General features: G+C 61.9%; 17 protein-coding genes and 1 pseudogene. 6 read left to right on the top strand and 12 right to left on the bottom strand.

The features are described from left to right. Positions 1–45: 45 nt before the first annotated feature. Positions 46–1233 (top strand): methionine adenosyltransferase, encoded by a 1188-nt coding sequence (gene metK, locus SB772_RS06345; RefSeq protein WP_410832428.1) that lies wholly within the window; start codon positions 46–48, stop codon positions 1231–1233. 165 nt (positions 1234–1398) lie between these two features. On the opposite strand, the gene SB772_RS06350 is transcribed toward metK, so the two are convergent. Further along, positions 1399–1770 (bottom strand): hypothetical protein, encoded by a 372-nt coding sequence (locus SB772_RS06350; RefSeq protein WP_410832429.1) that lies wholly within the window; start codon positions 1768–1770, stop codon positions 1399–1401. 473 nt (positions 1771–2243) lie between these two features. Between SB772_RS06350 and SB772_RS06355 the strand changes: the two genes are divergently transcribed. After that, entirely contained in the window at positions 2244–3005 is a 762-nt protein-coding gene (locus tag SB772_RS06355; protein WP_410832430.1) for a phytanoyl-CoA dioxygenase family protein, read from the top strand. Between the two features lie 74 nt (positions 3006–3079). Here SB772_RS06355 and SB772_RS06360 read toward each other — a convergent pair whose 3' ends face one another. Continuing rightward, complete coding sequence (locus tag SB772_RS06360; protein WP_341313649.1) at positions 3080–3286, bottom strand: DUF3185 family protein; 207 nt, start codon at positions 3284–3286, stop codon at positions 3080–3082. A gap of 183 nt (positions 3287–3469) precedes the next feature. Here SB772_RS06360 and mgrA point away from each other — a divergent pair, with 183 nt between their 5' ends. Then, positions 3470–4513, top strand: coding sequence for an L-glyceraldehyde 3-phosphate reductase (mgrA, locus tag SB772_RS06365; RefSeq protein WP_410832431.1), 1044 nt, complete (start codon positions 3470–3472; stop codon positions 4511–4513). 160 nt (positions 4514–4673) lie between these two features. Here mgrA and SB772_RS06370 read toward each other — a convergent pair whose 3' ends face one another. Further along, positions 4674–4859 (bottom strand): hypothetical protein, encoded by a 186-nt coding sequence (locus SB772_RS06370; RefSeq protein WP_341313647.1) that lies wholly within the window; start codon positions 4857–4859, stop codon positions 4674–4676. A gap of 689 nt (positions 4860–5548) precedes the next feature. Between SB772_RS06370 and SB772_RS06375 the strand changes: the two genes are divergently transcribed. From SB772_RS06375 to SB772_RS06385, 3 genes are all read left to right on the top strand, one after another. Beyond that, positions 5549–5761 (top strand): hypothetical protein, encoded by a 213-nt coding sequence (locus SB772_RS06375; RefSeq protein ID WP_007179664.1) that lies wholly within the window; start codon positions 5549–5551, stop codon positions 5759–5761. A 90-nt stretch (positions 5762–5851) separates the two neighbouring features. Further along, the gene (locus SB772_RS06380; RefSeq protein ID WP_410832432.1) at positions 5852–6880 is read left to right on the top strand and encodes a serine/threonine protein kinase; all 1029 of its coding nucleotides are present in this window, start codon (positions 5852–5854) and stop codon (positions 6878–6880) included. Positions 6881–7203: 323 nt separating this feature from the next. Beyond that, positions 7204–7947, top strand: a complete 744-nt coding sequence (locus SB772_RS06385) for a PepSY-associated TM helix domain-containing protein (protein WP_410832433.1) — start codon at positions 7204–7206, stop codon at positions 7945–7947. On the opposite strand, the gene SB772_RS06390 is transcribed toward SB772_RS06385, so the two are convergent. The 9 genes and pseudogenes from SB772_RS06390 to rqpR form a co-directional block, all read right to left on the bottom strand. Beyond that, positions 7948–8970, bottom strand: coding sequence for an XdhC family protein (locus tag SB772_RS06390; protein ID WP_410832434.1), 1023 nt, complete (start codon positions 8968–8970; stop codon positions 7948–7950). Next, positions 8943–9551 (bottom strand): CoxG family protein, encoded by a 609-nt coding sequence (locus SB772_RS06395; protein WP_410832435.1) that lies wholly within the window; start codon positions 9549–9551, stop codon positions 8943–8945. Before SB772_RS06395 ends, SB772_RS06390 begins: the two co-directional genes overlap by 28 nt. Beyond that, complete coding sequence (locus tag SB772_RS06400; protein ID WP_410832436.1) at positions 9542–10825, bottom strand: vWA domain-containing protein; 1284 nt, start codon at positions 10823–10825, stop codon at positions 9542–9544. Before SB772_RS06400 ends, SB772_RS06395 begins: the two co-directional genes overlap by 10 nt. Positions 10826–10830: 5 nt before the next feature. Further along, on the bottom strand, positions 10831–11718 hold the full coding sequence (locus tag SB772_RS06405) for an AAA family ATPase (protein ID WP_410832437.1): 888 nt from the start codon (positions 11716–11718) through the stop codon (positions 10831–10833). A gap of 9 nt (positions 11719–11727) precedes the next feature. Beyond that, positions 11728–12525 (bottom strand): FAD binding domain-containing protein, encoded by a 798-nt coding sequence (locus SB772_RS06410; protein ID WP_410832438.1) that lies wholly within the window; start codon positions 12523–12525, stop codon positions 11728–11730. Positions 12526–12548: 23 nt separating this feature from the next. After that, positions 12549–14933, bottom strand: a complete 2385-nt coding sequence (locus SB772_RS06415) for a xanthine dehydrogenase family protein molybdopterin-binding subunit (RefSeq protein ID WP_410832439.1) — start codon at positions 14931–14933, stop codon at positions 12549–12551. 10 nt (positions 14934–14943) lie between these two features. Continuing rightward, complete coding sequence (locus tag SB772_RS06420; protein WP_410832440.1) at positions 14944–15462, bottom strand: (2Fe-2S)-binding protein; 519 nt, start codon at positions 15460–15462, stop codon at positions 14944–14946. A gap of 876 nt (positions 15463–16338) precedes the next feature. Next, positions 16339–17361: pseudogene (locus tag SB772_RS06425) on the bottom strand (amino acid permease); the annotation flags it as partial. 174 nt (positions 17362–17535) lie between these two features. Further along, a complete protein-coding gene (gene rqpR / locus SB772_RS06430; RefSeq protein WP_341313634.1) occupies positions 17536–18192 on the bottom strand; it encodes a response regulator transcription factor RqpR in 657 nt (218 codons plus the stop codon). Positions 18193–18195: the final 3 nt, after the last annotated feature.

The raw sequence follows: 18195 nt of genomic DNA on the forward strand, positions 1-18195 counted from the left end.
GGCTACGTGAAACTCAACCGTAACCACAAAACAGGAGTCTGCAACGTGGCAAATGATTATCTCTTCACTTCCGAATCCGTGTCCGAAGGCCATCCCGACAAAGTCGCGGATCAGATTTCGGACGCCATCCTCGACGCAATTCTGGCGCAAGACAAATATTCGCGTGTTGCTGCTGAAACACTATGCAACACGGGACTGGTCGTGCTGGCCGGTGAAATCACTACTACTGCGAACGTCGATTACATCCAGGTCGCGCGCAACACGATCAAGCGCATCGGCTACGACAATACCGATTACGGCATCGACTACCGCGGCTGCGCGGTGCTCGTCGCGTACGACAAGCAATCGCCGGACATCGCGCAAGGCGTGGACCGCGCGCACGACAACAACCTCGATCAAGGCGCCGGCGACCAGGGCCTGATGTTCGGCTACGCGTGCGAAGAAACGCCGGAACTCATGCCGTTGCCGATCCACCTGTCGCACCGTCTGGTCGAGCGTCAGGCGAATCTGCGCCGCGACGGCCGCCTGCCGTGGCTGCGTCCGGATGCGAAGTCGCAGGTCACTGTGCGTTACGTCGACGGCAAGCCGTATTCCATCGACACCGTCGTGCTGTCCACGCAGCATTCGCCGGACATCGACCTGAACACGCTGCGCGAAGCCGTAATCGAGGAAGTGATCAAGCCGACGCTGCCGACTGAGCTCATCAAGGGCGACATCAAGTTCCTGGTGAACCCGACCGGCCGCTTCGTGATCGGCGGTCCGCAAGGCGATTGCGGTTTGACCGGCCGCAAGATCATCGTCGACACGTACGGCGGCGCGGCGCCCCACGGCGGCGGCGCGTTCTCGGGCAAGGACCCTTCGAAGGTCGACCGTTCGGCGGCTTATGCCGGCCGTTATGTGGCGAAGAACATTGTTGCCGCTGGTTTGGCTTCGCGCTGCCTGATTCAGGTGTCGTATGCGATCGGCGTGGCACAGCCGACTTCGGTGATGGTCAACACGTTCGGTACGGGCCGCGTGTCGGATGCGACGATCACGAAGCTCGTGCAGGAGCATTTCGATCTGCGTCCGAAGGGCATCATCCAGATGCTCGACCTGCTGCGTCCGATCTACGAGAAGAGCGCGGCCTACGGTCACTTTGGCCGCGAAGAGCCGGAATTCACGTGGGAAGCCACGGACAAGGCTTTGGCGCTCGCTGAAGCTGCCGGCACGGAGCCGGTTGCCGCGCTGGCATAAGCGCACGCGGTTCGCTTTAACGAAAAACCCCGCCGGCGTGAGCCGGGCGGGGTTTTTTTATAGCCGCTGCATGCGTTGCTGCACGATTGGACGATGGCATTAACGCTGAACTACGCGCCGAAGGTCGCGCCTCGCTGCACGCTGACGGTGCGTCTGGTGATCGGCTTAACGGCTTGCAAACGCGAACGCAAACCAGCCGGTGCTGCCGCTTGTCGACATCCGACGCGGGCGACGGCTCGTGCTCTGCGGCGTGGCGACCGGTGCGCGGCTGGCGGCAGTCAACGCACGCAGCGGCGTCGGTTTGCGCAGCAGCGTACGCAGCGAAAAGCGGCGCGATCCGCCTCGTATGCGCAGCGCTGAAAAGAAGGTCTGGAACCACGTGCGAATACCGTCGACCGCTTTGGCGTCGCGCCATTGTTCGCCTAGCGCGCGAGCGCGGGTGGAGTGGTGACGCAGTGCGCGCATGACATGGCGGCGCGCGGGACGCGCCGCTTTCAACGCGGCGCGGGTAAGACGGGAGCTCAGTAGAGTATGCATGGCTTCACAAGTAGGCAACGTGTCGCGCGACGGAATGTGTACCGAAAGGAGCACCAAATGTGCCAACGGTGGTGTCGCGATGGACGGCGCGAAAGCCTGGGAATCGACTGGAAAGGGCACGGAGGACGGCGGAATCGGCCATGGCGGCCTGTGCGCGTCGCCGAAGTGCGGGAGTGGCGATCAACATGCATGCAGGCTACACGCGATTCGTGACGTCAGAAAGTCCGTTTTTACCCTGCGAATCCGGGTTTTTACGGAGTTGGAAGGTCCGGCATACCTGTCGGATCGTGCCCTTTGCGCCCGTCTATCGTGCGCGATTGCCCTTACAACGTGCGATGCAATTTCACTGCGCATGAAAGTCGTGCGTAAGGCGACGGTTTGATGGTGGGCAAGCGGATGGGTGAAACTGCGCGCAGCCCGATTGCGCCCGTTTTACAATCCAGCATCAGCCAGTCGAAAGTAACGGAATATCCATGTCAGTTCACTCGAAGAAAGAACAGATTCAGACGTTGCGGGAGCAGGGCTTTGTCGTTGTGCCGGGATTGGTGTCACCCGAGCGTTGCGGCGAACTGAAGCAGATTGCAGAGCGGCAATTGCTGGAGGCGGCGGCGCCGATCGAGTTCGAAGCGGATCTGCGTTATCCGGGGGCGCCGGAGTCTAAATATGCGCCGGGTGGGCATACGGTTCGGCGGTTGCTCGACGCGTACGCGCGTCATCCGAGTTTTGCCCAATGGGCGACTGCACCGGAAATTCGCGGCTGGATGGAGTTGTATTTCGGTGAGGAGCCGCGGTTATCGCGGGCGCATCACAACTGCATGATGACCAAGCATCCTGCATACGGCAGTTTGACGGGCTGGCATCGCGATGTGAGGTATTGGTCGTTCGAGCGTGACGATCTGGTGTCCGTGTGGCTTGCTCTCGGGCCGGAGACTGTCGATAACGGCGCGTTGTGGTTGGTGCCGAAGTCACATAGCGCTTCTTTCACTTCTGATCGATTTGATGAGGCGAAGTTTTTTCGCTCCGATCTGGAGGAGAATCAGGCGCTGATTCGAACCGCTGTTTCGCCCGAGCTTCGCGTCGGCGATGTGGTGTTTTTCCATTGCAATACGTTGCATTCGGCCGGGAAGAATCTTAGCGATCAGATTAAGTTTTCTTTGGTGTTCACCTATCATGGGGCGAGCAATGTCCCGTTGCCGGGGACTCGGTCGGCTGCCAAGCCTGAAATTGCTTTTTAGATTTTTTTGCCTGCGCCGCGCTTTATGCCGCCGCAGGCAAACAACCCAACCAGCCGTTACGCGCAAAAAAACCCTTACTTCTTCCGTCCAGACAAAGCCACGCCGGTTAATCCGGCAACAGTAGCAACAACGCCCCCCACGATCAGCATGATCGCCTTATTGGTCGGAGACCCGGTAAAAACCCGAGACACATCGCTGCTAACCGAATTGAACGCCTGCCCACCGAAGTACAACATCACAATCCCGCCAACAATCAATGCGATTGAAATCGCCTTCGTCATGAATCCCTCCGATAAATCCGATCGGGCAAAGTGTAGGGGACCGGCATGCAACCGTCCATCCCGCATACTGGGCATCTGCACGCAAGGCGCCGATTGGCTACCATAGCAAACCAGCTTGACTCAACGCCGCATCATCGAACCATAGCGCCGCCTCGCGGCGCGCGAGATACAAGGACTTTTGCAATGGCTTACGAAGCAGATTCAGCACGCTACTCGGACATGCAATACCGCGTCTGCGGCAAGTCGGGTCTCAAACTGCCGGCACTGTCGCTGGGCCTGTGGCACAACTTCGGCGATACGACGCCGATCTCCACGCAGCGCGATATCCTGCGCACCGCCTTTGATCTGGGCATCACACACTTCGATCTCGCCAACAACTACGGCCCCCCGTACGGCAGCGCCGAAACCAATTTTGGCCGGCTCTTCAAAGACGACTTCAAGCCGTATCGCGACGAACTGCTGATCTCGTCGAAGGCAGGCTGGGATATGTGGCCGGGGCCTTACGGTCAAGGCGGCGGCTCGCGTAAGTACATACTCGCGAGTCTCGATCAAAGCCTGCAACGTATGGGTCTCGACTACGTCGACATCTTCTATTCGCATCGCTTCGACGCCGACACGCCGCTCGAAGAAACCGCCGGCGCATTGGCGAGCGCCGTACAGCAGGGCAAGGCGCTGTACATCGGTATTTCGTCGTACTCGGCAACCAAGACGCTCGAAATGACGAAGCTGCTCGCCGAATACAAGGTGCCGCTCCTGATCCATCAGCCGGCGTACAACATGCTCAACCGCTGGATCGAGCACGAACTGCTCGACACGCTCGACCAGGTCGGTGCGGGCAGCATCGCGTTTACGCCGCTCGCACAAGGTCTGCTCACGGGCAAATATCTCAACGGCGTGCCGGAAGACGCGCGTGTCAACAAGCCGGGCGGCGGTTCGCTGAAGCAGGAGCATCTGAGCCCGCAAAACATCGAACACGTGCGCAAGCTCAATGACATCGCGCAGCGTCGCGGACAAAGCCTTGCGCAAATGGCACTGGCCTGGGCGCTGCGCGATAGGCGCGTCACCTCCGTGCTGATTGGCGCAAGCCGTGCCGAGCAGGTGCGCGAAAACGTCGGTGCGTTGAAAAACCTCGCGTTCTCGAAAGACGAACTGGCGGAAATCGACCGCTATGCGACCGAAGGCGGTATCAACCTGTGGGAAAAGCCGTCGACCGATCAGGCGATCTGAACCCGGAGATTGCCGTGTCGTAGAAATAGAAAAGCCGCCGTGAGGCGGCTTTTCTATGGGCGAGTTCGAGGCGCACGAATTCAACGCCGCGACCGCGGCCACAGCATTCAGTCCACCGAACCATCTGCGACGCAGCCAAGGCGTCTTCGCCAGACCCTCGCTACACCAGCGCCGGCAACCCTTCGACCAGCACGACCGCGAACACCACGCCGATAATCGCGCCAAGCACGCGCAGCGCGTTGTGCCGCAACTCCGTCTTGCAGGGAAGCGCACCGACAAACAAAGCGCCAGCCAGCGCCATCGGAATGACCAGGATGAAATCGCCGATCGTGAAGTAGGTCGTCATACCCGTCTCCTTATGTAGTATCAGCGAAAGCAGCGGCTCTATTTCTGGCGTCATGCGCTGCCAACGCGCGATTCGAGTATAGGCGAGCGTTAGTGCGACATAACGGCGCCTTGTCGCGCTGCAACGCCCATCCGCAGACCGCTGAAGCCGGCTCCGCAAGGCGCGCAGCGATTGTCGCACCGCAGCAAACATGCCTCGATGTGTGAAGTATTTGCTTACACAGGCCTTACTGATGGCCCGTCCACGGTGACGCGATTCCTCCCCGTCAATGACACGACGAAGAACACGATGAAGATCGCGCCGATTTCCGTCTGACTCAGCAGGTAAGGTGGCGCGAGCAGCCAGTAGCCAATGTAGTTGCACCGCGTGACAAAGCTGCCCTGTGCTGATCGGCAAACACGACGTCGAACCGCGCGCTGAAACCGGCACCAGCGAGTCATGTGCTGGCGTATCGCTCGCTGGCGAGGCGGGTGCGTGATTTTGGTACCCCGCCGCTTGAGGGTTTATGATGATCCCGTTACGACGCGTTGCGCTCAGATCATCGGCTCGGCATGCCGTAATGGAATAGGGCGAATCACGCGAAGCAGATTGGGTGCGTACGCAACGTTATCGGCGAAGCGGCGCTTTTATCATCACCTTGACCGGCAGGGAATCCATAAAGCCGGCTATGGGAGAAACGGGGAAACATCATGCAAATCGGTTCCATTGTCCGATCGGTGCATATCGCCGTGCCGCAAGGCGCGCGCGGGATCGTCATGCGCATTCTCGGCGACATGGCCATGGTGGCGTGGTATGCCGGTGAGCCCGGCGCTTCGCTGCAACTGAACACTGAACCCTTTTTCCTTGAAGACCTGATCGATACGGGCGAGCTTGTGCGCCCGTCGAGCGCGCAGATGCATTGAAGGCGGTTTGAGCACGATTCGTGGTGGTCGTAACCCGCAAGGTGAACCGTCGCCCTCGTTTTTGACGGCGACGCGGCGCACAATGCGGGCATGACCGACGACATTCCCGATCCCCACGACGGCGCCGACAGCGCCGTCCCTTTTGCCCGGCTCAAGCCGGAAATTGTGCTCGACGCGCTCGATAGCGTGCTCAGCACGGTCGGCGTGCGCACCGACGGGCGCATGCTGCCACTCAACAGTTACGAGAACCGCGTGTACCAGGTAGGCGTCGAAGACGGCCCGCCTGTGGTCGCGAAGTTCTATCGCCCCGAGCGCTGGACCGACGAAGCCATTCTCGAAGAACACGCCTTTGTCGCCGATCTCGCGGCGCGCGAGATTCCGGCGGTGCCGGCACGCGTCTTCGAAGGCCGTACGTTGCATGCCTTCGACGGTTTCCGCTTCTCGATCTTCGAACGCCGCGGCGGCCGCGCGCCGGATCTGGACCGGCGCGACACGCTCGAATGGCTGGGCCGTTTTATCGGCCGCATTCATGCGGTTGGGCAGACGCAAAACTACGCCGAGCGCCCGACGCTCGACATCCACACTTTCGGCTATGAGCCGCGCGACTTTCTGCTGGCACATCGATTCGTTCCGGACGACGTGCGCACCGCATGGGAAACCGTGGTGAACTTCGCGCTCGAGGGTGTCGAGCGCGCATTCGAGCGTGCCGGCGAGATTCGCATGCTGCGAATGCACGGCGATTGCCATCCGAGCAATGTGTTGTGGACCGACGCGGGCCCGCATTTCGTCGATTTCGACGATAGCCGGATGGGTCCGGCGATACAGGATCTGTGGCTGCTGCTGCCGGGTGAGCGCGCGGAAGCGTCGCGTGCGTTGACGGACCTGCTCGCCGGCTACGAAGACTTCTGTGACTTCGAGCCGCGCGAACTGTATCTGGTCGAAGCGTTGCGCACGTTGCGGCTGATTCACTATCAAGCCTGGCTCGCGCGCCGCTGGGACGACCCGGCGTTTCCAGCGGCGTTTCCGTGGTTCAACACGCAGCGCTATTGGGAAGACCGCATCCTCGAACTGCGCGAGCAGCTCGGCGCGATGCAGGAAGGGCCGCTCTGGCCGGTTTGAGCGTTTGCCGTCATGACGCGCTTCAGCTTCGACGGTGCCTCACGCTGCCTGCGACGCCACGCTCGACGATTCCACCAGCGTCGATTTGACAATCACTTCGGCGCGCACGTCGCGCCCGATCGTTTCTATCGCGGGACGCATCTCCACGAAGTCGTCGGGCGTACAGACATCGCTGCCTAGAGTCGGTTTGCGCCGCCCGGATGTCAAGCGGATGCCGCGCGTCGCGATTGAGAAAACGCCCTAATTGTGTAATGATAGTCATTATCAATTGAAAGGTATCGCCGGCCGGCGATGGTTTGAACCGTTGTGCCTGGAGCCTTGATTTGAACGCGCCTGATTCGACTGATCTGAAACCTGCTGCAGCTACTGGCGGCACGCATTACACCGCTCATGCGCCGGAGCGTGGCCGTCACCTGATGGACGATGCCGAGCAGGCCGCGCGACGCCAGCGTTCGCGGCGGGCGAATTTCATCAAGTGGCTGCGCAAGGTGCATGGCTGGGTTGGCTTGTGGGGCGCGGTGCTTGGCTTGATGTTCGGCGCGACTGGGTTTTTGCTAAACCACCGGAGTGGGCCGTTGAAGGTATCGTCGGGCGAGCCGCAGGTTGAGGAGATGCAGATTCCGTTGCCGCAGAAGAAATTGAGTTCGCCGATGGAGATGGCGAAGTGGCTCAAGGGCGAGTTGAAGATTGACGGCAAACCTGGGCGGGTGAAGCGCGAGCCTGCGCATCCTGTTGCCTGGGGGGATCGCAGTGCGATGCAGCCAGAGTTCTGGCAAGTCGGGATCGTGGGGCCTGCTGGGGGCGTGCAGGCCGAGTATTGGGTCGGGAATGGGTTTGTCGCGGTGAAACGCACGCAGAACTCGTTTCTTACCACGATGAATAATCTGCATCGAGGTGTCGGGTTGAGTGTTGGGTGGGTTTTATTGATCGATACGATCGCGGGCGGGATGGTGTTGCTTTCTTTGACTGGTGTTCTGTTGTGGACTGAGCTCAATAAGCGACGCCTGGTTGGGGTGGTTCTGGTCGGTGGGTCGGTGGTGGCCGCTATTGTTTGTGGATTGACGTAATTAAACGCCACAAGCCGCACTACCGGAAGCGGCAATCTCCCGCGCTGCCTTGGCGCCCTCGACCTGAAGTAAAGTCGGCAAAGAAACCCCGTTCTTGGCCGCCGTCACCTCGGCCAGAATAGAAACGGCGATCTCCGGCGGCGTCCGGCTGCCGATATAAATCCCGACTGGTCCATGCAACCGAGCCAACTCCGCGTCGTTGAGATCGAACTCCTTCAACCGCTCACGCCGCGCCTGATTATTCCGTCTGGACCCCAAAGCACCGACATAAAAAGCCGGCGTCTTCAAAGCCTCCATCAAAGCAAGATCATCCAGCTTCGGATCGTGCGTTAACGCAATGACCGCACACCGCTCGTCGAGCTTCATCTCAATCACGGTATCGTCCGGCATCGTGCGGACGATCTTCGTGCCGGGAATATCCCACTCCTCGGTGTACTCCTCACGCGGATCGCACACGGTCACCTGATAATCCAGCCCAACCGCGATATGACACAGATAGCGCGACAACTGTCCCGCGCCAATCACCAGCATCCGGTAACGCGGGCCGTGAATCGTCAACAAACGCTCGCCGTCGAAATGCACGCCGTCAGTCGCCTGTGCAGCATCGAGCCGCACCTCGCCGCTCGTCATATCGACTTCGCGTGCCACCAGCCGGCCGTCCTCCACCGCGTGGCACAGTTCGGCAATGCCGCTTTGCGGCGTCAACGGCTCCAGCACCAGTTGAATCGTCCCGCCGCAAGGCAAGCCGAAGCGATGGGCTTCTTCGGCAGTGATGCCGTACTTGACCGCTTCCGGCCGCGTCTGCTCGATACCCTTTTGCCGTACGCGGTCGATCAGGTCGTCTTCGATGCAACCGCCCGATACCGAGCCGACCACCAGACCGTCGTCGCGCACCGCAAGCATCGCGCCCTCGGGACGCGGCGACGAGCCCCACGTCTTCACTACAGTTACCAATAGCGCGCGATGTCCCTCTTCCAGCCAGCGGGCGCTGGACTTCAGGACCTCGAGATCCACGCTGTCCATGATTTCTTCCTTTTCGGTTCCTTGCCGTCAGACCCGGGGTCCGCAGCCTCAGCAGATTCCGTATTTTGCGGCACATTTTCCGCGGCTGCATTTTGCGCGTCATCCGTTTCATCTGCGGCAGTCGCGTCGTCGCCGTCGCCGCCGCCGACCTGCGCGCCGAAGCGCTTGAAAAAAACGCCGGCGATTTTACGCGCGGCGCCGTCGACGAGCCGCGAGCCGATCTGCGCCAGCTTGCCGCCGACCTGCGCACTCACCGTGTACATCAGCTTTGTCGCAGCGTCGCCTTCCGGTTCGAGCGTGACGCGCGCATTGCCCTTGGCGAAGCCCGCCGCGCCGCCTTGACCTTCGAAGGCGATGGTGTAGGTGTTCGGCGCGTCGATGTCGGTCAGCAGCATACGCCCTTTGAAGCGTGCCTTCACCGGCCCGACCGACGCGGTCATCACCACCAGGTAGGCATTTTCGCCATCCGCGTCGATGCTCTCGCAGCCGGGAATCGATGCGCGCAGGATCTCGGTGTCGTTCAGCGCGTCCCACGTGCGCTGCTGCGAAATCGGCAGCGTATAGGTTTCGGTCAATTCCATGGCATTGCTCCTGCTGTTGTCGTGGCGGATACGGGTAGACGGGGCGCACGCGTGAGTTGCGCGAGGTCGCGGCCGAACGCTGCCAGACTGTCTAGATTATGAACCGGACGATGCGCGTCGACATACGGCAGGATCGCCTGTATGCCGCGCGCCTTCGGTGAAAAGCCGCTAAACCGCAGCAGCGGATTGAGCCAGACAATGCGATGGGCGAAGCGGTGCAGGCGGGCCATTTCGGTGTCGAGCACATCGATCGCTTCGTGATCGAGGCCGTCGGTCACGAGGAGTACCGTCGCTCTGCCGGTCAGCACGCGGCGTGCCCAACGTCGATTGAATTCGGCGAGCGCCGCGCCAATGCGTGTGCCACCCGACCAGTCGACCACCTGCTCGGTGAGGGTGGCGATCGCCACGTCGGGGTCGCGCTCGCGCAGCGCGCGCGTCGCATTGGTCAGACGCGTGCCGAACAGAAACACCTGCAAGCGCTCGCGCGATTGCAAAAGCGCGTGGCAGAAGTACAGCACCGCGCGCGAGTAGCTGCTCATCGAGCCGGAAATGTCGAGCAGCAACACCAATGGCGGTTTGCGTTCGACCACCGCCCGATACTTCCACACCGTCCAGTCGCCGCCCGCCCGCACGGCGTGCCGGGCGCTCGCGCGCAAGTCCGCATGCGTGCCGCGCGAGGCAGCCTTCAGGCGGCGCGTCGGCTCGGTGGCGAGCGGCAGGCGCTGGCCGCGGATCAGATGACGCAGCGTGCGCCATTCATCGGCGGAAAGGGTGTCGAAATCGCGATGACGCAGACGCTCCTCCGCGCTGAAGGTGACGTGCGCGTGAAGTTCATTCAGCTCGGTTTCCTGCGGAGGCCTGCCGTGCGGCGCTGGCGGCGCGCGCACCGCCAGCGCGTCGGCGAGACGGTTGTTGCGCCTGGGCGGCGGCAAGCCGTCGCGCACTTTCGGCAACAGGAGCGCACGCAGTTTGCCTTCCCAGTCCGGGTCGCGCCAGAACAGATCGAAGGCGGCGTCGTATAGATCGCGTTCGTCCGGTGCGGAGACCAATAAGGCGGCAAGGGCGGCGCGCACATCGTCGCGCCGGCCGAGATCGATCCAGTGCAACGCGGCGAGCGCATCGGCGGCTTGCGCGGGCGACATCGGCAGGCCCGCGCCGCGTAGCACGCGCACAAAATGCACGACGTTGCGGGCCAGGATCGGCACGCCGGCGTCGCCGGTTTGTTGGGTGCCGTTCGCCGAAGCGCCGTTGGCGGCGTCCGTTGCCTGGGTCATGGCCGTTACCCCGGCAGCGCGAGACATTGCGCAATCTGCGCGGCATCGACGCGCGCCAGATCGTCCTGATACTTGAGCAGCACACCAAGCGTGTTCTGCACCGATTGCGGATCGAGTTCAGTCACCGACAGTGCCTCCAGCGCACGGCACCAGTCGATCGTCTCAGCAATGCCGGGCGCCTTGAACAGATCCATGCCGCGCAGCCGATGCACGAAGTCGACGGCGCGCCGTTGCAGTTCCGCGGACGTTTGCGGCGCCCGCGCGGCGACGATCTCCAGCTCACGTTCGCGCTCGGGATAGCCGATCCATTGATACAGACAACGGCGCTTCAACGCATCGTGCACTTCGCGCGTCCGGTTCGACGTCATCACGACGAGCGGCGGCTGCGCCGCGCGCACCGTGCCGTACTCGGGAATCGACACCTGGAAGTCCGAAAGCAGCTCGAGCAGGAACGCTTCGAACGGCTCGTCGGCGCGGTCGATCTCGTCGATCAGCAGCACGCGCCGCGCGTCCGGATGATTTTCGTCGGGCATCAGCGCTTGCAGCAGTGGACGCTTCAGCAGGAATTCGCCGCGATACAGCGTGTCGTTGGCAGGCCGCTCGCCGGCGGCTTCGGCTAGCCGCAGCGCCATGATCTGCCGCGGATAGTCCCACTCGTAGAGCGCGCTGGCGGTGTCGAGTCCTTCGTAGCATTGCAGCCGCAGCATCGAGGTGCCGAGCATGCCGGCCGCCGCCTTGGCGAGTTCGGTCTTGCCGACGCCCGGTTCGCCTTCGACGAATAACGGTCGCTCCATGCGCAGCGCGAGATACAACGCGGTCGCCAGCTCGCGGCTGGCGAAATAGTTCCGGGCGGCGAGTTGCGCGAGGGTGTCGTCGATTGAAGCTGGCTGCATGGCGTACCGCTAACCGTTCGCCTTCGTCACCGCCCGCGCTGCCAGCACCGGAATCAGATGCGCGCGATACTCGGCGCTCGCGTGCATGTCGGTGTTCAGATCGGCCGCCGGCACGGTGACCGCGCGCGCGGCCTCAGGCGTGAAATTCGCCGAGAGCGCGCTTTCCAGTTCCGGTACTCGAAATACCGAAGCCGCCGCGCCCGTCACCGCGACGCGCACGCCGCTCGCGAACTTCGCGACGAACACGCCGACCAGCGCAAAGTGCGAAGCCGGATTGTCGAATTTCTCGTATGCCGCACGTTCGGGCACCGGAAACTCGACGGCGGTGATCAGCTCGTCGGGCGCCAAGGCGGTCTCGTACATGCCGACAAAAAAATCGCGCGATGCAATCCGCCGCCGGTCCGTGACGATGGTCGCGTCCAAACCCATCGCCGCAGCAGGATAGCAAGCCGCCGGATCGTTGTTCGCGAGCGAGCCGCCGATCGTGCCGAGCGCGCGCACCTGGCGATCGCCGATGTGCGAGGCGAGATCCGCGAGCGCGGGCAGCACGCGCCGAAGCGCGGCGTGCTCCGCCACGTCCGCGTGACAGACGGCGGCGCCGATGGTGACCGTTTTCGCATCGACGGTGATCGACCTGAGCGCCGGAATCCGCGTGACGTCGATCAGTTGCGACGGCTGCGCGAGACGCAGGCGCATGGTCGGCAACAGACTTTGTCCGCCGGCGATGAATTTCGCATTGCTATCGGCTGCGATTGCCGCGGCGGCCCCTTTGGGATCCGCCGCGCGTTGATACTCGAATGCATACATGTCGAATGCTCCCGCTCAGGATCTCAGTTGGGTTGCTTGGCGGCTTGAATCGCGGACCACACGCGATGCGGCGTCGCCGGCATTTGCAGATCGGTCACGCCGAGCGGCGCGAGCGCGTCGATGATCGCGTTGATCACCGCCGGCGGCGAGCCGATCGCGCCCGCCTCGCCGCAGCCTTTCACGCCGAGCGGATTGTGCGTGCACGGTGTGCCCTTCGCGGTTTCGACGGTGAAGTCCGGCAGATCGGAGGCATGCGGCATCGCGTAATCCATGTACGAGCCGGACAGTAGCTGGCCGCTCTCGTTGTCGTACACGCAACGCTCCAGCATCGCCTGACCGATGCCCTGCGCGAGCCCGCCGTGCACCTGGCCTTCGACGATCATCGGGTTGATCACGTTGCCGAAATCGTCGACCGCGGTGAACTGCTGGATTCGGGACACGCCCGTATCCGGATCGACCTCGATCTCGCAGATATACGCGCCAGCCGGATACGTGAAGTTGCTCGGATCGTAGAACGCGCTTTCCTCGAGGCCCGGTTCGAGTACGTCGAGCGGATAGTTGTGCGGCACATAAGCGGCGAGCGAGATGTCGGCGAACGGCTTGGTGCGATCGGTGCCCGCGACGCGGAATATGCCGTCTTTGAACTCGATGTCTTCCGCCGCGGCTTCGAGCAGATGCGCGGCGATTTTCTTCGCCTTGGCTTCGATCTTGTCGAGCGCCTTCATGATCGCCGAGCCGCCGACCGCAATCGAGCGCGAACCATACGTGCCCATGCCGAACGGAATGCGGCCGGTGTCGCCGTGGACGATCTCGACGCTTTCCAGCGCAATGCCGAGCCGGTCCGCCACCACTTGCGCGAAGGTCGTCTCGTGTCCTTGACCGTGACTGTGCGAACCGGTGAACACGGTCACCGAGCCGGTCGGATGCACGCGAATCTGGCCGACTTCGAACAGCCCCGCCCGTGCGCCCAAGGCGCCCGCGATGTTCGACGGCGCCAAACCGCAGGCCTCGATGTAGCACGAGTAGCCGAGGCCGCGGCGCTTGCCGTTCTGTTCGGATGCCTGTTTGCGTGCCTCGAAGCCTTTTACGTCCGCGAGTTCGAGCGCGCGTGCCAGGATGGTGTCGTAGTCACCGGTGTCGTAGGTGAGGCCGACTGGCGTCGCATACGGAAACGTGCGGATGAAATTGCGGCGGCGGATTTCTGCGGGATCGAGTTTCATCTCGCGAGCGGCGGTTTCGACCAGACGCTCGACGACGTATGTCGCTTCGGGGCGGCCCGCGCCGCGATACGCGTCGACGGGTACGGTGTTGGTGAAGACCGCTTTCACCTCGGCATAGATGGCGGGCGTCGCGTATTGTCCGGCGAGCAGCGTTGCGTACAGGATGGTCGGCACGCTCGACGCGAACGTCGATAAATACGCGCCCATATTGGCGGTCGTATGGATGCGCATTGCCAGGAACTTGCCGTCGGCATCCATCGCCAGTTCGGCTTTGGTCACGTGATCGCGCCCGTGCGCATCCGACAGGAAAGCTTCCGAGCGCTCGGCGGTCCATTTGACCGGACGGCGAATCTTCTTCGACGCCCACGTCAGCGCGACGTCTTCGGCGTACAGGAAGATTTTCGACCCAAAGCCGCCGCCGACGTCCGGCGCGATGATGCGCAGTTTCGATTCCGGCAGCGACAGGACGAATGCGGCCATCAGCAATCGTTCCACGTGCGGATTCTGATTCGCGACGTAGACCGTGTAGCTGTCGTCCTGCGATGAATAACTCGCGTTGACCGCGCGTGGTTCGATCGCGTTCGGGATCAGGCGGTTGTTGACGATATCGAGCGTGGTCACGTGCGCGGCTTTGGCGAATGCGGCGTCGGTCGCGGCTTTATCGCCGTGGCCCCAGTTGTAGCAGACGTTGCCGGGCACTTCGTCATGAACCGCCGGTTGACCGGGATCCGCTGCATGCGCGGTGTCGACCACGGCGGGCAGCACGTCGTAGTCGACCTCGATCAGTTCGGCGGCGTCTTTCGCGGCCTTGATCGAATCGGCGATCACGAGCGCGACCTGATCGCCGACGTGGCGCGCTTTCGTATGCGCGATCACCGGATGGGGCGGCTCGTTCATCGGCTTGCCGTCGGTGCTGTGAATCAGCCAGCCGCACGGCAGGCCGCCGACGTTTTCAGCGGCCATGTCCGCACCGGTGAAAATCGCGATCACGCTGGGCGACTGTTTGGCCGCGGCGGTATCGATGCTGTTGATTTTCGCGTGTGCGTGGGGCGAGCGCAGGAACACGGCGTAGGTTTGCTGGCGCAGGACGACGTCGTCGGTGTATTGGCCGTTGCCGGTCAGGAACCGATAGTCTTCCTTACGTTCCACGGATGCGCCGATCAGGCCATGTGTTTCGGGGGCGTTCATCGTCGGCTCCTCAGGCGGTCGCTTGGACTGTGGCCGACGCGCCGGCGTGGGCCGTGCCGGAGGACTTCATGCCGGCCGCGCCTTCGAGCACGGCTTTGACGATGTTGTGATATCCCGTACAGCGGCACAGATTGCCGTCGAGCTGGGCGCGCACGTCGTCGCTGGTGAGATCGGGCTGACGCTGGACCAGCGAGATGGCGCTCATCACCATGCCTGGCGTACAGAAGCCACACTGCAAGCCGTGGCAGTGTTTGAACGCCGCTTGCATCGGATGCAGCGCGCCGTCTTTGGCGAGCCCTTCGATGGTGGTGACTTCCGCGCCTTCGGCCTGGACCGCGAGGATGTTGCAGGATTTGATCGAGCGGCCGTTCAGGTGGACTGTGCATGCGCCGCACTGAGCGGTATCGCAACCGACGTGCGTGCCTGTGAGGCGGAGCTGATCGCGAAGGAACTGGACAAGCAGGGTGTTAGGTTCGATTGAAGCGCTGATGGGCGCGCCGTTCACCGTCAGACTGATGCTGATCGCCATGGAGTGTCTCCTTATGGGGTGAGATCGGACTTTTTTGTTTCTGGCCTTCGGCAGGTCCGATGTGTTTGTTGCTTTCTTTCTATGGTTCTGCCGAAAAAGTAAAGCACAAATCGGGCGATGGCGCTATGGGGGGAAGTTGTTGGTTTTTTTTTGCGCGTAGCGCGTGATTGGGTTTTTTTGTCTGCTCGGCGCTTTTTGGCTGTGTGCCTGGGGTGTTGGCCTTTCCTTGTTTTCTTATCGGTTTATTAGCGTTCCCCCTGTGCGGGGGGGCACCTACTTTTCTTTGCCGGCCGCAAAGAAAAGTAGGCAAAAGAAAGCGGCTCACACCGCTAATGCTAAGCGGGTTCCTCGCGCAGTCACGGTAGTGGAGCATCTGGAATCCGTGTCCTCGCATATTCGACGCCGGTGACAAGGCAGTCATTCTTCCGGCGGCGCTGCGCGCGCCGACGCGGTACTTCACAAAAATGCCGTTCATTAATGTGGGAGACGAGGGCGAGACATCGCGCCAAACCAGGCATAGGTACCAAAGGCGGCTGACGGTTTTATGAGGTACCACTGCGCCAAAACCGCCACGCGGTTTGATGAAGTACCGCTGCGGCGCGCGCAGCGCCGCCGGAACAATGACTGCCTTGTCACCAGCGCGGAGTGCGCGAGAACACCGATTCCAGATGCTCCACGCCCTCCTCCAAGCCAGGGGACCCGCTTAAGAATTGGCGGTGTGAGCCGCTTTCTTTTGCCTACTTTTCTTTGCGGCCGGCAAAGAAAAGTAGGTGCCCCCCCGCACAGGGGGAACGCTAATAGACCACTAACAAAGCAAGGAAAGGCCAACACCATAGGCACAACAACCATAGCGCCGAGCAGGCAAAAACAAAAAAACTACCTCGCCAACTTGGAATGCCGGCGCGAATAGCCGAAATAGATCACCATTCCAATAAGAAGCCAAACCACAAACGCAACCCAGGTAATCGCCTGCAGATTGACCATCAAAAACAGACAAGAGGCAACAGCCAACACCGGCACAACCGGCACCCCAGGGCAGCGAAATGCCCGAGGCAACTCAGGATGCGTTCTACGCAAAACAAGAACCGCAATCGACACCATCGAAAACGCGGCCAACGTGCCGATATTGATCAGCTCGGCAAGCACATTCAACGGCACCAAAGCGCCAATCAACCCAAAGAAAATCCCGACCATCCACGTAGTAAAGAAAGGCGTGGCAAACCGGGGATGCACACGAGAAAGCCGCGCAGGCAACAATCCGTCGCGCGACATCGCGAAGATCACCCGCGTCTGACCGTAAGCCATCACAAGAATCACTGTCAGCATGCCAAGCACGGCGCCGAGGTCGATAAAGCCCGCCGCCCATTTTTGACCCGCAACCTGCAACGCATAAGACACCGGGTGCGAAATATTGGCGAACTGCGCCGACGGCACGATTCCCGTGACAACGGCCGCCACGGCCACATACAACACAGCGCACACGCCCAGCGAGGCAATGATCCCGATCGGCAGATCGCGCTTGGGATTCTTCACTTCTTCCGCTGCGGAAGAAACCGAATCGAAACCGATGAACGCGAAGAACATCACCGCCGCGGCGCCGAACACGCCGTTCCAGCCGTTCGGCATGAACGGATGCCAGTTGGCAGGCGTCACGTGAAATACGCCGACCGCGATCACCAGCAACACCACGACCACCTTGATCGCCACCATGATGTTGTTGATCCGCGCGGATTCGCGCACGCCGACCGACAACAACGCAGTGATCGCCATCATCACGAGGAAAGCAGGCAGATTGAAGAACGTCTCATGCCCAGGCATTGCGCCGGGCGCCGCCGACAGCGCCACCGGCAACGCAATGCCAAAGCCCGACAGCAACGATTGCAGATAGCCTTGCGCGCCAAATGTCGGGAAACCCGCGATTTTAACGGATGCGCGCCTTTGCACCATTTGGGGACGGTGTTTCAGGCGCGGCGTAGTAGGCGGAAGGTGGGCGGAAGGTGGGCGGAAGGTGGGCGGACGGCGAGTGGAAGGCTTGTGAAGGGCTGGTGAAATGCCGACGAAAGGCGGCCGGCCTCAGCCCGCCATCGCCGGATTCAGGTCGACGAGCCGGTTGCTCATCACATAGAAGGTCAGCTCCGCGTTGTTGCGCAGCTTCATCTTTTCGAGCAGCCGGGTGCGGTACACACTGACGGTCTTCACCGACAGCGATAGCGTCGTGGCGATGTCGGTCAGGCGCTTGCCCGACGCCAGCATGCAAAGCGTCTGATATTCGCGATCGGAGAGCTTTTCGTGCGGCAATTGCTCGCCGTCGAACGACACGTAGTCGGCCAGCGCTTCGGCCATCGCCGGGCTGACGTATTTGCGGCCCGCCGCGACCTGCTGGATCGCGCTGATCATCTGCGCGGCGTCGACGGTTTTCGACAGGTAGCCGGCGGCGCCCGCTTTCAATGCGCGCACGGCGTACTGGTCCTCGCGGTACATCGAGAACATCAGCACGGCCACGCGCGGCGCTTTGCGCTTCAGCCGCTTGAGCACTTCGACGCCGTTGATGTCGGGCAGCGAAATGTCGAGCAGCACCACGTCGTAGCTGTGTTTGCCGACGGCGTCGAGCGCCTCGGCGCCGCTTTGCGCCTCGGTGACTTCGCGCGCCACGCCGCGGTCGAGCAGCAACTGACGGACGCCTTGGCGGACCACCGCATGGTCGTCGGCGAGCAGGATGCGCAGGCTCATGAT

The sequence above is a fragment of the Paraburkholderia sp. SIMBA_030 genome (genome assembly GCF_046535245.1).
Taxonomy (GTDB): domain Bacteria; phylum Pseudomonadota; class Gammaproteobacteria; order Burkholderiales; family Burkholderiaceae; genus Paraburkholderia.